The following is a 15,571-nucleotide window of genomic DNA, read 5'->3' on the forward strand; positions in this document are numbered from 1 at the left end:
CTGATGCCAAAATTATAAATTACTGAATTTGTGACAGTTACCTACTATTTAAAAATATTAACCTTATATATTCGTTTGTTTTTGATACATTTAACCGTTTGTTTTTGATACACTTTTTCTATGGCGAAAATTGAAGCTAAAATACTGGTAGTTGACGATGATATTGATGTACTAAATACTGCTAGAATGTACCTCAAGCAGCAATTTACTTTGGTGCAAATTGAAAACAATCCGGAAAACATCCCACTTCATTTTCAGCGAGAAGCGTTTGATGTAGTTCTGCTGGACATGAACTTTAAAAAGGGCGAAAATGACGGTGCCGATGGCATGAAATGGTTAAACAACATTCTAGCCATCGACCCCAATGTAATCGTGATTTTAATCACCGCTTACGGTGAATTTGAACTTGCTGTAAAAGCTGTAAAATCTGGCGCCACTGACTTTTTACCTAAGCCTTGGAAGAATGAAAAACTCTTCGGCACCATTCAATCTGCATTGCAATTGCGCCAAAGTAAACTGGAAGTAGACAGGCTTAAAAACACTCAAAAAACCCTTTCGAGTGAAATAGATCAAAAGTTCGAGAACTTTATAGGCGAGTCATTACCCATTCAAAAAGTCTTTTCGCTTATTGAAAAAGTTGGCCCAACGGATGCCAATGTTCTGATTTTGGGAGAAAACGGAACCGGTAAAGAATTGGCAGCCAGAGCGCTTCACCGCCAATCAGAAAGAAAAGATCAGGTTTTTATCAATGTTGATTTAGGTTCTATTAGCGAAACACTTTTTGAAAGCGAACTTTTCGGCCACGTAAGAGGGGCTTTTACCGATGCGAAAGAAGACAAACCGGGAAGGTTTGAGCTAGCTTCTGGCGGAACTCTTTTCCTTGATGAGATCGGAAATCTTTCTCTCCCACTTCAAGCAAAGCTGCTTACTGTGCTTCAGCAAAGAAGGGTGAGCCGCGTGGGTTCTAGCAAAGAAATCCCGATCGATATTCGTTTGGTTTGCGCCACCAATATGCCGCTTTACGAGATGGTAAAGGATGGTTCTTTCAGACAGGATTTACTGTATAGAATCAATACCGTGGAACTCAGAATGCCTTCACTAGCAGAAAGACAAGACGACATCGATCTTTTGGTTCAGCATTTCATGGATATGTATGGCAAAAAATACAAGAAGTCTAAAATGCGTATTGACCAAAATACGATTGGGAAGCTCAAAAAATATAGTTGGCCAGGGAACATCCGCGAACTTCAACATGCTATTGAAAGGGCCATAATTTTGGCAGAAGACAATAAACTGACTGCAGATGACTTTTTGCTTCAGCCCAACAGAAACCCAAAAGCAGACGAAGAAGACATACTGGACCTTTCCGAAATGGAAAAGCGCCTGATTTTAAAAGCCCTAGACAAAAACAACGGAAACGTAACCCGAGCCGCGAAAGACTTGGGCATCGATAGATTAGCACTTTATCGCAGGCTTCAGAAATACGGACTATAATCTTCTAAAATCAACGATTCTTTAACTTTCAGCATTTTTATGGTCTCTAAACGATTCAGCTTACTGGTTATCATTCGCATTGTGCTGCTCATGCTTACCATGACTGCGCTCGCTTTCATTTTCGCTAAAACTGAACTGTTCTTCAACCAAATCATACTGCTTTCCATCATCGTCATTCAGGTGGCCGAACTGATTCGATTCATAACCTATACCAATCGAGAAGTTGCCAAACTTTTATTAGCCATTCGCTATTCTGACTTTTCCATTTCATTTAAAGGAAAAAAGAGAGGGAAATCATTTCAGGAACTTCAAGATGCTTTTGTTGAAATTATTGACGCCTTTAAACGGGTTTCTGTTGAAAAAGAAGCTCAATTCAAGTTTCTAAAAGTTATTGTAGACAACATTAAAGTGGGTGTTTTGGCCATTAAGGAAGATTATTCCATTGAATTAATGAACAAATCGGCTCAAGAAACGCTAAAGATTTCTACCCCCAATTATTGGAAACAGTTTCAGCAATTGCTTCCCCAATTTTCACATCAGCTGGAAGACATGGAAGACAATGAACGAAGGTTGGTTGAGCTGATTGTAAAAGGTGAAAAACAGCAAGTTTCGGTACAGATTAATCGCTTGAAGATTCTCAATTATCGCTACACCATTGTCACTTTTCAGGATATCAAGAGCGAGATTGAGCAAAAGGAAATTGAAGCTTGGCACAAACTGATCCGCATATTGACCCATGAAATCATGAATTCGGTTACGCCCGTAACTTCCCTTTCCGAAACCATGATTATGCTGCTGGAAGAAAACGGTCATCCTAAACCTTTGGAAGATCTTTCTGAAGAAACATTGGAAGACCTTCGTTTTTCGCTAAAAACGATTCAAAAACGAAGTGAAGGCCTTTTACACTTTGTAGAAGATTACAGAAAACTGACTCGAATCAAAGCCCTTCAACTCGAAAAAGTTGATGTTCCAGCGCTTTTAAATGACACCGCGATACTGATGGGTAAAGAGTTTGAGAAATCAAATGTGCGGCTTCAGGTAAAAGCTGAGCCTTACATGAACATAAACATGGACAGAAAATTGGTCGATCAGGTGCTTATTAATTTGCTCACCAATGCACGCCATGCTACAGAAAATCAGGAAAATGCCTTAGTTGAAATAAAAGCTTATACGCTTCGGAATCAGTTTATTATTGAAGTAAAGGATAATGGAATTGGCATTGAAGAAAGCAAAATGGACCAAATCTTCATTCCTTTCTTTTCTACCAAAGAAAATGGTTCAGGTATTGGCCTGAGCCTTTCCAAACAAATCATGAAAAAGCACAAAGGAGACCTCACCGTGAAATCAGAACCCGGCAATGGAGCTACCTTTAGCTTGATTTTCAAAACATGGAATTAACATATCTACCAATCTCCAACGATCATAAAAAAACCTCCATTAAGGAGGTTTTGATATTTTGAATGCCGCTGAGCAATTAGCTTACCGTTGAACCTGGATTAACTGCCTCGTTTGGCTGAATTAGTCTTAGGTTGCCTTCAGCATCTTCTGCCATAAGAATCATACCTTGAGAAACCGTGCCCATCATTGGTCTTGGCGCTAAATTAGCTACAATTGTAACTTGCTTGCCAATCATTTCTTCAGGTGTATAATGTTTTGCAATACCACTCAAAATGGTTCGTTTATCAACACCTGTATCAACAAGAAACTCTAGAAGCTTATTCGATTTTTTTACCTTCTTGGCTTCTAAAATTGTCCCTATACGCAAGTCGAGCTTCATAAAATCATCAAACACAATTGTGTCTTTCATCGGGGTAAGCTCTACAGTTTGATTCTCCATCTGGTTCTGTTTCTTTGTATTCTCTAGTTTTTGTATCTGTTGTTCAATCACCTCATCTTCGATTTTCTCGAATAGAAGCTGTGCTTTTTCAATTTGATGTCCTTCTGCTAACAAATCCAAACGGCCAGCACTTTCCCATTCGTGTTTCTCAAAATTCAGGAATGCTCCTAATTTTTGAGTACTGAAAGGAATAAATGGCTCCGCCACAATAGAAATGTTTGCCGCAATTTGAAGCGCAATATTCAAAATAGTACCAACCCTTTCTTCATCTGTTTTAATCAGTTTCCAAGGCTCAGTATCGGCTAAATATTTATTTCCAACACGAGCCAACTCCATCATTTCGGCTAATGCTTCTCTGAAACGGTAACGTTCTATCGCTTGCCCAACTTTCGCAGGAATGGCTTTCACCGCTTCAATCACTTCATTATCTATATCGAAGAGCTCCCCTCTTGCTGGAATTTTCCCATCATAGTACTTATGAGTAAGCACAACGGCTCGGTTTACAAAATTCCCAAGAATGGCTACCAGTTCACTATTGTTTCTGGTTTGAAAATCCTTCCAAGTGAAGTCATTATCCTTGGTTTCAGGTGCATTGGCACACAATGCATACCTCAATACATCCTGCTTTTCGGGCAGTTCTTCCAAATATTCATGAAGCCAAACGGCCCAGTTTCTAGAAGTAGAAATTTTATCGCCTTCAAGGTTTAGGAATTCATTGGCAGGCACGTTATCCGGCAAAATGTAATCGCCATGTGCTTTCAGAATTGCAGGAAAAATAATGCAATGGAAAACGATGTTATCCTTTCCAATAAAATGAACCAGTTTGGTATCATCCGATTGCCAATAAGGAGCCCAATCTTTGCCCGCTTGCTCAGCCCATTCCCTGGTTGCTGAAATGTAACCGATAGGTGCATCGAACCAAACATAGAGCACTTTTCCGTCAGCGCCTTCTACTGGCACTTTTATGCCCCAATCTAAATCACGGGTCATAGCTCTTGGCTGTAAACCACCATCAATCCATGACTTACATTGCCCCCAAACGTTAGATTTCCAATCGTCTTTATGCCCTTCTACAATCCATTCAGTAAGCCATTTTTCATAATCCTGAAGTGGCAAATACCAGTGCTTGGTCTCCTTCATTATTGGAGTATTTCCACTTAAAGTCGACTTTGGATTAATTAAATCGGTTGGGTTTAAAGAAGTACCACAATTCTCACACTGATCGCCATAAGCTGAAGGATTACCACATTTTGGGCATGTACCCATGATATATCGATCGGCCAAAAACTGCTTGGCTTCTTCGTCATAATATTGCTCACTTGTTCTTTCTTCGAACTTTCCAGCCTCGTACATCGTGCGGAAAAATTCCTGAGCTGTTTCATGATGAACTTGATTCGAAGTTCTAGAGTAAATATCAAAAGAAACCCCAAGTCGTTCGAAGCTATCTTTAATCATACCGTGATATTTGTCAACGATTGCTTGCGGATTCACACCTTCTTTCCGAGCCCTCATGGTAATGGCCATTCCATGCTCATCAGAACCACAAATAAAGGCAACATCCTCTCTTTTTGAACGGAGATAACGAACGTAAATATCGGCCGGCACATAAACCCCAGCCAAATGCCCAATATGAACTGGGCCATTCGCATAAGGTAAAGCAGCCGTAACAGTATGTCTTTTGAAGTTTTGCTTACTCATAGGCTACAAAGATAGCTTTTCATGCTTAGATGGACATTCTCTGGTGAGAATTTTGGAAAGGAATTTCTAATTGGATTCAAAGTAGAGGCGAATGAATATCATGAATTTTGATATTTTTACACAGAACGGAGTTCCTCCACGATTTTTTAATTTTCAAATAGCCCCTCAACACCATTATGGAACTGAAGTCAATTGCTGTTTTGCCTTTCACAAATATGAGCGGTGATGTGCAAAATGAATATTTCAGCGATGGTATTACCGAAGAAATCATCAACGCGCTCACCAAAGTTGAAGGCTTAAAAGTAACTTCTAGAACTTCTTCTTTTGCCTTCAAAAATCTGCATCGGGACATACGCGAAATTGCCAAAGCACTGGGCGTGAATACCGTTTTGGAAGGAAGTATACGTCAATCGGGAAATCGCATTAGAATTACAGCCCAATTGATTAAAGCAGAAGATGGATTCCATATTTTCTCAAAAAACTTTGATCGAGAACTCTCTGATATTTTTGCTATTCAAGATGAAATCAGTTTACTGATTGCTGAGCAAATCCGTGAAAATTTTGGGCACTTCAACATTCAAGATCATCTGGTTCTTCAGCCAACACAAAACACCGAAGCCTATACTCTATATTTAAAAGGACGCTTTCATCAATTAAAATGGAATCCATTGGACTATGAAAAAGCCATTGATTTCTACAATAAAAGTATTTCGCTAGACCCCAATTATGCACTTCCTTATTGCGGATTGGCCCATTGCTATTCTTATTTGTTTGCATGGGGAACACTGGAAAAAGAAGCTACAAAAACCAAGGTAAAACAGCTCTTAGAAATGGTGAAGGGCCTAAATTCAAATTTACCTGAGTATCACCTCTCCTTCTCCAACTTTGCGATTCTATTCGACTGGGATTTTGAACTCGCCTATTCAGAACTTCAAAAGGCCTTAGAAATAAGCCCAAATCATGCTGAAGTCCTAAGCACTTTGGCCGGTCAACTTATTGTTAGCGGACATTTCAAACAAGCTTTGGAAGCTATAGATAAAGCCCTTCTGGTCGATCCTCTTTCGGCCAATCATCATTTTATGAAGGGTAATATTCTGTACTTTTCAAAGCAATATAATTTAGCTAATCAATGGATGGACAAAGCCCTTGAACTGGATGAAAATCTTTTGCTAGCTATTCAGGTAAAAATGGCATGTTGCATTTTGACCAATGAAACTCAGAAGCTAGAACTACTTGCTGAAAAATATCCTGAGCAGTCATTCAGTCAGCTTTTTATAAAACTTCAGCAATTAGTAGCAGGGCAAAAAGTTGAACTTGATTTGGACGAAGACTATGCTCAGGAGTTCCAGCCTTGGACACTTTATTTTAGCATCTACTCAAACCATATTGATGCGGCTTTTGACATTCTAGAAAACGGAGTCAAAAGTCAAATCGGCCAATATTTCTGCTTTCAACACGATCCATTTTTAGTTCCTATTCAGCAAGAGAACCGCTTCAAAACGCTGAGTTCTCAACTTAAAACCCTAAACCTTCAGCCTTTATTAAATTACCCAAGCTCAATTCAGGAAGAAAAATCGCTGATGAGTAATGAAGAAGCGGAAACTTTCATTCAGCAATTGAAATCCATCATGACCGAAGAGCTCATCTATCTGGATGCTTCACTTTCTTTAAAATCTTTAGCACAAAAAATAGACCTTCACGCCAACAAGTTATCATGGCTTTTGAATGAAAAAGTTGGGAAGAATTTCAACGAATTTGTAAATCATTACAGACTTGAAAGCTTTAAGAAAAAGGCCAAAGATCCTGCTAACAAGCATATGACTTTGCTCGGCATTGCCTATGAAAGCGGTTTCAATTCAAAGTCAGTTTTCAACGATTTTTTCAAAAAACAGACAGGTCTCACCCCAAAGCAGTGGCTCAAAGAGTCCTAAATTTCACGGTTAGCGTGGCATCTTATAATCTCGGTCGAAAACCAAAGTTTTGAGCTATTTCTTTGCTCAAAAACAACATGGCAAACCCAGATTCAACCTTTCCTTTGAAACACTACAAAAGGCTCTGCTTTCTCAAAAACATCATTCAAAATCCAAACATTCAAATTGGCGATTTCACCTATTACGATGATTTTGAGGATGTTCACAATTTTGAGAAGAACGTAAAGTATTTGTTCGATCATTCAGGCGACAAACTCATTATTGGCAAATTCTGCATGATTGCTTCTGGGGTTAGGTTTGTCATGAATGGCGCAAACCACCTTACTGATGCTGTTTCATCTTATCCATTTGCGATTTTTGAAGGCTGGGAAAAGGCCATGGAAGGAAAACAGTATCCCAATAAGGGTAATACAATAATCGGTAACGATGTATGGATTGGTTTTAACGCCACAATTTTGCCGGGAATAACCATTGGAGATGGAGCTATTATCGGCACCAATGCCACGGTTACAAAAAATGTTGCCTCATACACTATAGTGGGCGGCAATCCTGCTCAAGAAATTCGAAAACGTTTTTCAGAAGAAAAAATAGACAACCTTTTGAAAATAAAGTGGTGGGATTGGCCCATTGAAGAAATCACAAAACAGCTAAGCTGGCTTACAGGCAGTGATTTATAATAAAGAAATTGTAATCCATTTGAACTTCAACACCACTTTCTTATAGAATAGCTTCCTCGATCAGAGACTTGCAATAAATAAAACTCGTTCATTTAAAGTAAAATACCTTTAATATTTATGAATATTTCTTTAAAATGCTTCAATAAAACAATCGGAAGCCATTATGGAATACGACAAGGAAAAATACAAGATTATAAATTGGAAAAACCCTCTGATTCTACACTGGGCAATCAACCCTGGACTCATTTTCAATGAACTTGTCTTGGGCCAAACCATTCCGAAAACTATGCTCGTAGAACGTGGTAATCCGAAAGTTTCCCTTCAAAAAGCGATCATTCCTTGTCCGCATTGCGGAACCTTACATCCTAGCACACAATACTCTAAAAAACTAGCATTTAAAAATTGGTTCGGTTTGTATTGTACAGAATGTAAAGGCATAATCCCAGTTCAGAGAAATCTGTTCTCATTGCTAATTCTCACAATTACATTCCCCATTTGGGGTTGGTTTAAAAAGTCGTGGAAAGCCAAATGGCTCAGCCAGCAACCTAAAAGGTATAATGTCAAAGATATTCCTGAATATACTCTTGAAGCTGAAAAACAAATAAACCAATGGATCAAACACGGTATTGTTTTCGGGGCTATTATGTTCCTATTCACTAGCATACTTCTTCCTCTTCTTTTAAAGGAAGATATTATACCTCAAAACTTATTCTTTATGGCTTTGATCTGGCTTCTAGCTGGTTTAGCTTGGGGCTTTATCATGAAAAAATGGATGTTGAGAATGAATAAAAAGATCCAAACTGAATCCAGATATTAAAGCCGCCATGAAAGAATACAAACCAGAAGGATATAACTCAGCTTCACCCTATTTAATGGTAGATGGCGCTGAAAAAATGGCCGATATGCTAAAACAGGTTTTCGGTGCCAAAGAGATGCGAAAATATGAGCGACCTGATGGCTCTATTATGCATATGGAAGTTCAGATTGACGATACAATCATTATGTTTTCTGATGCTACCAAAGATTACCCGAGCTACACACTATGGATGCATGTCTATGTTCCGAATGTAGATGAAACCTACCAACGCGCATTAGACTACGGTTGCGAAGGTGTTGAAGCTCCTGTAAACAAAAATGATGACCCCGATAAAAGAGGTACATTTAAAGACTTTAATGGCAACTTCTGGGCAGTTTCAACCCAAATGTAACGCATAAAAAAAGAGCAAGCTTTTTATTAAACCTTGCTCTTTTTTCCATTTCAAAATTCTAGTTTGCTGGCCTTAGCATAATGGTTGCCCCTCCGCTAGCTGCCAACGGAAGTTCAATTACATCGTTGGAAGTTACCTTTCTAACCTGCTTTTCTAAATGATTCGGATTTTGGTCTACGTCCTTAGCATCGGTAAAAATGGTTGCTTCAAAATTACCTTCTCCCAAAAAATCCAATTTCAGTTCTAAGTTTCTGGCAGAACTGTTATTGAGCGCACCTACATACCATTCTTTCCTTTTTCTTCGGGCAATTACAGCGTACTCATTAACTGAAGCCAATGGAACATAGGTTTCATCCCAAGTTGATGGAACTTGTTTTATAAACTCAAACCCTGGTTGGCCTTCATAAACATACGGTGTGTCGGCCACCATACTCAAGTAACTTTCCAAAACCACATACATGGCCAGCATATGACATCGCGTACTGGTAACAAGCGGATGTGTATAATGAACCTCAAAATTCTCTGGAGTTACAGCCCGAAAACCACCCAAATGGTAATCCGTTGCACCGGCCAACATGCGGGTAAAAGGCATGGTAATATCATGATCGGCATTAATGGTATTGTCCCACTTATACACCTCGTAATTTAAGGTTCCCTCGCGAGTAAATTCATTAGGATACGTTCTGTGCAAACCTGATGGCTTGCTCGAACCATGAAACTGAATAAACAAATGATGCTTCGCTGCTTTAGCCAACATTTCTTCCTGAATCTGAATCATTTCCTGATCATTACGATCCATAAAATCCACCATCATGCCTTTAATTCCCCAAGTCTCAAATTGTGCAAAAGCCTCATCGAGTTTGGCATAAAGCGCCTTCCAGTTCACCCAAACATGAATATCAACTCCTTGGCTTTGCGCATAATCGCTGATGTATTTCATATCCAAAGGCTTGATCGACTTGGTTATATCTACATTTTTGCCCGGTGTACCAAAATCAAATCCGTCATCCAAATACCAAGGCTGTTCGGCATAACCATAAATTGAATGATATTGGATGCCGTGTTTTGCCGCAAAATCGATGTAATATTTATTCGTGTTGAAGTTATTGCCAGGCGCGAAAGTAGTGTCAGGAACCATATTGCCATTCCACCAAGTGAAGGTGGTTTTTCCGGGTTTCAGCCAAGAAGTATCTTCAATTTTACTTGGCTCATTAAGGTTGGTGAGCATGTTAGATTCGATCAAACCGCCAACTCTATCCGCAATAATCATCACGCGCCACGGTGATCGGTGAGGAAAACCGCCTTCCACCTTAATTCGCTCCTGCCCAGGTTTTGGCGACAACTTTCCGCGCAAAATCCCATCTTCCTTCCACAAATACATGCCCGCATAATCACGAATAGCAGCCTCGGTAATGGCCATAAAAACATGGTTCGGGAACTCGAACAAATTGGGCATATCCATTAAGTTCTGCTCTTTGAGCTCATTGTAAGGAACTCTGGTATGAAAGCCTTCGTGCGAAGTTGTGTAAGAAGGCAAAAACAAAGTTTGCACTGTCGGATTTCCCACAACATTGAAAGTTGTTCTCTCTTCCATCAGCGTGAAACTAGTTTTATTTTCCTGTTTTAGAAATTCATAGCGAAAAGCCACTCCATCGTCAAAAGCACGCACCACCAGATTGACTTTTCTAAAAGGTGCGTTTTTTTCTTCCAAAGTAACAACCACTTCATTACTCTCACTTTCTATGTGGCTAGCCTTCCCCACTACCAAGTCGTAGCTTTCCTTTACGGTGCGAAAAGCAGGTTTTCCAACTTTTAAATGTTCACCAAACCAGCCATCTTCAAATTCAAGGCTCAGAGGAGAGTTTGCAATGAGCGGCTGCTTATCAAAACTAACCGTGTATTGCGGGTATTTTTCTTTAAACTGAAGTTCAAACTTAATTTTCCCGTTAGGTGATTTAAGCTGAACACTACGTTGTGCGTGCAAAAAGAAGGTTGAAAAAAGTAAAACTAGACTCGCTAGTATAGTTGAAGTTCTCATATCCAAATAAGGTGTTTAAGCAAAATTCTGCCGAGAGGCAAAAATTGAAGGTAAGGCATAAGCATAATAATGCCAACCCTAAACCATTGTGCTCATCTCTAACCAACTATCAATGAATAAATAAGCCATTGAAACAAAACACGTGTATTTTTTACACTTATCTTGTTATCTTAAGAGAAATTAAAAGAGCAATTTACCTGTACACCTTTGGAAGTTGTTCGAAACCCTTAGGCGAAAAGCATTACTTATGAGCAACAGAAAATCATTTTTAGGCATAATGGCCGCGGTTTGTCTGGCAGTTTTCAGCTGCGGTTCCGACCCCATCACAGTTCAAAAAGCGAATCCAGAATCCGTTGAGCCCTTTCCCCTAACGGCCGTTAAGCTTTTGGATGGCCCTTTTAAAAATGCCACTGAATTAAATGAAGAAACCTTATTGAACTATGAGCCCGACCGCTTGCTATCGCGGTTCAGAACTGAGGCTGGGCTAAAACCAAAAGCCGAAGCATACGGAGGTTGGGAAGGCGAATCACTCGCTGGCCATAGCTTGGGTCACTACCTTAGCGGCTTGGCTTTGATGTATCAGAGCACTGGAAAAAAAGAGTTTAAAGATCGGGCCGATTACATTGTTTCTGAATTAGCTGAAATTCAAAAAGCGAATGGCGGACAATATTTAGGCGCGTTTACTAACGGCAAAAAGGTTTTTGAAGAAGAAGTTGCTAAAGGAAACATCCGTTCTCAAGGCTTCGATCTCAATGGAATTTGGTCGCCATTTTATACGCACCACAAAGTTTTGGCTGGCCTAAGAGACGCCTATGAATTACTGGGCAACGAACAGGCATTAGAAGTGGAAAAGAATTTTGCCGATTGGGTAGGTACCATTGTTCTTCCCCTTACTCACGAGCAAGCTCAGGAAATGCTAAAATGTGAATTCGGGGGCATTCAAGAAACACTAATGGACTTATATGAAGACACCAATGAGGAGCAATACATGGAAATTGCCAAGGTTTTTCATCACGATGAGATTGATGATAATATGGCTGAAGGGAAAGATGTTCTGCCCAACAAACACGGCAATACGCAAATCCCTAAAATGGTAGCAGCTTCAAGGATATATGAAATCACCGGTAATGAAGATAGCCAAAAAGAAGCTGAGTTCTTCTGGTCTACTGTGGTAAATCATCATACTTATGTTACTGGTGGGCACGGAAATCACGAGTATTTTGGCGCACCCGACAAGTTGAGAAACCGACTCAGCAATGAGACAACAGAAACATGTAACGTTTACAACATGCTTAAACTTTCCAAGCACCTCTTCGCTTGGAATCCCCGAGCAGAAGTGGCCGATTACTACGAAAGGGCATTATTCAATCACATTCTTTCTGCTCAACACCCTGAAAACGGAAAAGTAATTTATAATCTTTCCCTAGAAATGGGAGGCCACAAAGATTACCAATACCCTTTCAGCTTTACTTGTTGCGTGGGTTCAGGCATGGAAACACACAGCAAGCATGCTGGTCATATTTACTTCCACAATGATCACGAATTGTATGCAAGTCAGTATATGGCTTCTACCCTATCGTGGAAAGAAATGGGACTTGAATTGACGCAAAACACTTCTTTCCCTGAAGAAGAAGCTTCTCACTTTACTTTCAATTTGAAAGAACCTAAGGAATTCACATTCTATGTACGCTACCCACATTGGGCAGATCAGGGTATTGAAATTGACATCAATGGCAAAACGCAAAAAGTGATTGGCAAACCTGGGAGCTTCTTAGAAATTACAAGAGAATGGCACGATGGAGACAAAGTAGATGTTCGTTTCCCTTTCTCTCTTAGAATGGAATCCATGCCCGATGATTCTGATCGTATCGCAGTATTCAATGGGCCAGTTTTGTTGGCTGGGGACCTTGGCCCAGTGGATGACGAAAAAGCAAATGACAAGGATTATGTACCTGTATTTATGTCGGAATCGAGAAATCCAGCCGACTGGGTAAAACCTGTTTCTGGGCAGCCAAACACCTTCCAAACAGTAGATTTGGGTAAACCTCGCGACATCACGCTAAAACCTTTCTACCAAACCAACGACAGAAGATATTCGGTGTATTTCGATTTGTTCAATAAGAAAAAATGGGACGAGCATCAAGCGGCATACGAAGCAGAATTAGCCCGTAAGAAAGAGCTTGAGGCGAAAACTTTCGATGCTTTTCAACCGGGAGAAATGCAGCCAGAAAGAAATCACAACTTCACTGGAGACAAACTGAATTTAACCCGAGATTTCCAAGGCAGAAATGCTCGTGGAGCTGAACGAGGTGGCTGGCTTTCTTTCGACATGAAGGTAGAAAAGAATGAACCAATGGCCTTAGTGATTGAATATTGGGGTGGTTATACAGGCTCAAAAACTTTCGACATTTTGATTGACGGAGAAAAAATAGCCACAGAAAATATCAGCGGAAAAAAAGACGGGGCATTTATCGATGTCCAATACGATATTCCTGAAAATCTAACTCAAGGAAAAAGTAAAGTGACCGTTAAATTTGCCCCTCATACAGGCCATCGAGCGGGGCCATTCTTCTTTGCTCGCACCATTAAAAGATAAAGTTCAAGGGCTATCTCGATAGATTAAAATCCAAATTCGAGATAGCCCATTTTTTTACACCCCGCATGATTGTCGCAATCGCCCTCTAATTTCAAATCAGGGAATCCATAAATTTGAAATATTCAAAAAGACAAAATGCAACTAGATTCTTCTACGGCCTTGGTGCTTATCGACATTCAAAAAGGAATGGATGATGTAGCCTATTGGGGCGGACACCGAAACAACCTTTTTGCGGAACAAAATGCAGCCAAGGCTTTAAAACTATGGAGAAATAGAAGCTGGCCTGTTTATCATGTCAAACACAATTCAACCAACCCTAATTCTAGGCTGGTGGCCGGTCAACAAGGCAACGAAATTAAAGACATAGTAAAGCCTTTTGCTGATGAACTTATCATCGAAAAGTCAGTGAATAGCGCATTTATTGGCACTCATTTTCAAAGAGAATTAGAAGAGAAAGCAATCTCCCAATTGGTAATTGCAGGGCTCACAACAGACCACTGTGTGTCATCAACCGTTCGAATGGCTGCCAATTTGGGCTTCACAGTGTTATTATTAGCCGATGCCACGGCCACATTCGATAAAATAAATTTTGAAGGAAAAAGAATTTCGGCTGAAGCAATTCATGAAGCTGAACTCGCCAGCCTCCACCAAGAATTCGCTACTGTAATAAATACAGATCAACTTATCTCTAATCTTAAAACGCAGTAAATTATGGAAACCAAAAAATTCACTTCAATTGATGAATATCACGATTCCTTTCCAGATGATGTAAAGCAGATTTTAGATAAGATCAGAGAAACCATTGGTGAAGCAGCTCCCCATGCACAAGAAGTGATTAGTTATGGAATGCCAGCTTTCAAACAGCACGGAATGTTGGTGTATTATGCTGCATGGAAATCGCACATTGGGCTTTACCCTGCTTCTGCTGGCATCAATGCTTTTGCTGAGCAGCTTGCCCCATACGAACGCTCAAAAGGCACCATTAAATTTCCGCTCGATCAGCCAATTCCTTATGCCCTAATTTCTGAAATCGTGAAATTCAGAGTTGAGGAAAATGAAGATAAATTCAAGTCTAAAAAGAAAAAGTAAGCTTCAACCCCACAACCACCTTTCCCCCACTCCTTCTCATGTCTTGGCTTTCAATTTGAGTAAGTTTTTACACAATTGGGAAAAAGCACCACGAAATTTCAAGCGAAAAAGTGCTCTATCTTCTCAAAAAGGGCATTGGTACGGCTATTGAATATCTGGAGCTCAGAGTTTGAAATCGAAAAACAAGAATTAACAAATCGATTTGAACTTAAAATTTGAGCTAACAAAATATTTAATAGATATGAAATCATCACTTAAAGTAATAACAGCCTTATTAGTTTCAGTTTCAATTTTAATGGGTTGCCAAGCCAGTAACACAGCAAAAGGCGGAGCCATTGGTGCAACTGCTGGTGGAGTTTTGGGAGGAGTAATCGCAGGTAAAGATAACACTGCCGTTGGAGCCATTATCGGGGCTACAGTGGGTGGTACTGCCGGTGCATTAATTGGTAGAAGAATGGACAAGCAGGCTGAAGAACTTCAAGCTGACTTGGAAGGTGCGGAAGTAGAAAGAGTTGGAGAAGGTATTAAAATCACTTTCGATTCTGGTTTAATGTTCGCCACAAACCAATCTGATTTGAATGTAAGAACTAAAGAGAACATTCAGGAATTGGCAGAAACCCTCAAAAAATACGATGACACAAACGTATTGATTGAAGGCCATACAGACAACACTGGTTCTGACGAGTATAATTTAGAGCTTTCTAAGAAAAGAGCTTCTTCAGTTCAAGATTACCTTGTAAGCCTTGGTGTAGACTTTACCCGATTAGAGATTCAAGGTTATGGAGAAAGCCAACCAATTGCTGATAACGGTTCTGCTACTGGTCGTCAAGCCAATAGAAGAGTTGAGGTAGCAATTTATGCGAACAAAAAAATGCAGAGAATGGCAAAACGAGGTGAATTGGGTCAATAATCCAATCCTGATTCACCCTATACATATATACACTCAAACCGATGACTTTAAGGAGTCATCGGTTTTTTTATGGTCATTTTTTTGAGCTTCTGT

12 protein-coding genes are annotated in these 15,571 nt (G+C 39.9%); 10 read left to right on the forward strand and 2 right to left on the reverse strand.

Annotation, left to right across the window (positions count from 1 at the left end):
• The first annotated feature begins 120 nt into the window (after window positions 1-120).
• Together ACXACJ_RS10690 and ACXACJ_RS10695 are read left to right on the forward strand one after the other, a co-directional pair.
• Window positions 121-1,494, forward strand: coding sequence for a sigma-54-dependent transcriptional regulator (locus tag ACXACJ_RS10690; protein ID WP_475134357.1), 1,374 nt, complete (start codon window positions 121-123; stop codon window positions 1,492-1,494).
• 39 nt (window positions 1,495-1,533) lie between these two features.
• Entirely contained in the window at window positions 1,534-2,892 is a 1,359-nt protein-coding gene (locus ACXACJ_RS10695) for a sensor histidine kinase (protein ID WP_475134358.1), read from the forward strand.
• Window positions 2,893-2,968: 76 nt separating this feature from the next.
• Here ACXACJ_RS10695 and metG read toward each other — a convergent pair whose 3' ends face one another.
• A complete protein-coding gene (gene metG / locus ACXACJ_RS10700; RefSeq protein WP_475134359.1) occupies window positions 2,969-5,029 on the reverse strand; it encodes a methionine--tRNA ligase in 2,061 nt (686 codons plus the stop codon).
• A 176-nt stretch (window positions 5,030-5,205) separates the two neighbouring features.
• On the opposite strand from metG, the gene ACXACJ_RS10705 reads away from it, so the two are divergent.
• From ACXACJ_RS10705 to ACXACJ_RS10720, 4 genes are all read left to right on the forward strand, one after another.
• Window positions 5,206-6,960, forward strand: a complete 1,755-nt coding sequence (locus tag ACXACJ_RS10705) for a helix-turn-helix domain-containing protein (RefSeq protein ID WP_475134360.1) — start codon at window positions 5,206-5,208, stop codon at window positions 6,958-6,960.
• A 77-nt stretch (window positions 6,961-7,037) separates the two neighbouring features.
• Window positions 7,038-7,637 carry a CatB-related O-acetyltransferase gene (locus ACXACJ_RS10710; RefSeq protein ID WP_475134361.1) on the forward strand — a complete coding sequence of 200 codons (600 nt, stop codon included), beginning with the start codon at window positions 7,038-7,040 and terminating at the stop codon, window positions 7,635-7,637.
• A gap of 163 nt (window positions 7,638-7,800) precedes the next feature.
• A complete protein-coding gene (locus ACXACJ_RS10715; protein ID WP_475134362.1) occupies window positions 7,801-8,454 on the forward strand; it encodes a hypothetical protein in 654 nt (217 codons plus the stop codon).
• Between the two features lie 7 nt (window positions 8,455-8,461).
• Entirely contained in the window at window positions 8,462-8,845 is a 384-nt protein-coding gene (locus ACXACJ_RS10720) for a VOC family protein (protein WP_475134363.1), read from the forward strand.
• A 58-nt stretch (window positions 8,846-8,903) separates the two neighbouring features.
• Here the strand turns inward: ACXACJ_RS10720 and ACXACJ_RS10725 are convergent, their stop codons facing one another.
• Entirely contained in the window at window positions 8,904-10,883 is a 1,980-nt protein-coding gene (locus ACXACJ_RS10725) for a glycoside hydrolase family 97 protein (protein WP_475134364.1), read from the reverse strand.
• Between the two features lie 247 nt (window positions 10,884-11,130).
• On the opposite strand from ACXACJ_RS10725, the gene ACXACJ_RS10730 reads away from it, so the two are divergent.
• The 4 genes from ACXACJ_RS10730 to ACXACJ_RS10745 all read left to right on the forward strand — a co-directional run bounded on the left by ACXACJ_RS10730 (window position 11,131) and on the right by ACXACJ_RS10745 (window position 15,478).
• On the forward strand, window positions 11,131-13,479 hold the full coding sequence (locus tag ACXACJ_RS10730) for a beta-L-arabinofuranosidase domain-containing protein (protein ID WP_475134365.1): 2,349 nt from the start codon (window positions 11,131-11,133) through the stop codon (window positions 13,477-13,479).
• 135 nt (window positions 13,480-13,614) lie between these two features.
• Window positions 13,615-14,187 (forward strand): cysteine hydrolase family protein, encoded by a 573-nt coding sequence (locus ACXACJ_RS10735; protein WP_475134366.1) that lies wholly within the window; start codon window positions 13,615-13,617, stop codon window positions 14,185-14,187.
• A gap of 3 nt (window positions 14,188-14,190) precedes the next feature.
• On the forward strand, window positions 14,191-14,568 hold the full coding sequence (locus tag ACXACJ_RS10740; protein WP_475134367.1) for an iron chaperone: 378 nt from the start codon (window positions 14,191-14,193) through the stop codon (window positions 14,566-14,568).
• 241 nt (window positions 14,569-14,809) lie between these two features.
• Complete coding sequence (locus ACXACJ_RS10745; protein WP_475134368.1) at window positions 14,810-15,478, forward strand: YiaD family glycine zipper/OmpA-like lipoprotein; 669 nt, start codon at window positions 14,810-14,812, stop codon at window positions 15,476-15,478.
• Window positions 15,479-15,571: the final 93 nt, after the last annotated feature.

Source organism: Roseivirga sp. AWQ4_251, from assembly GCF_056158225.1.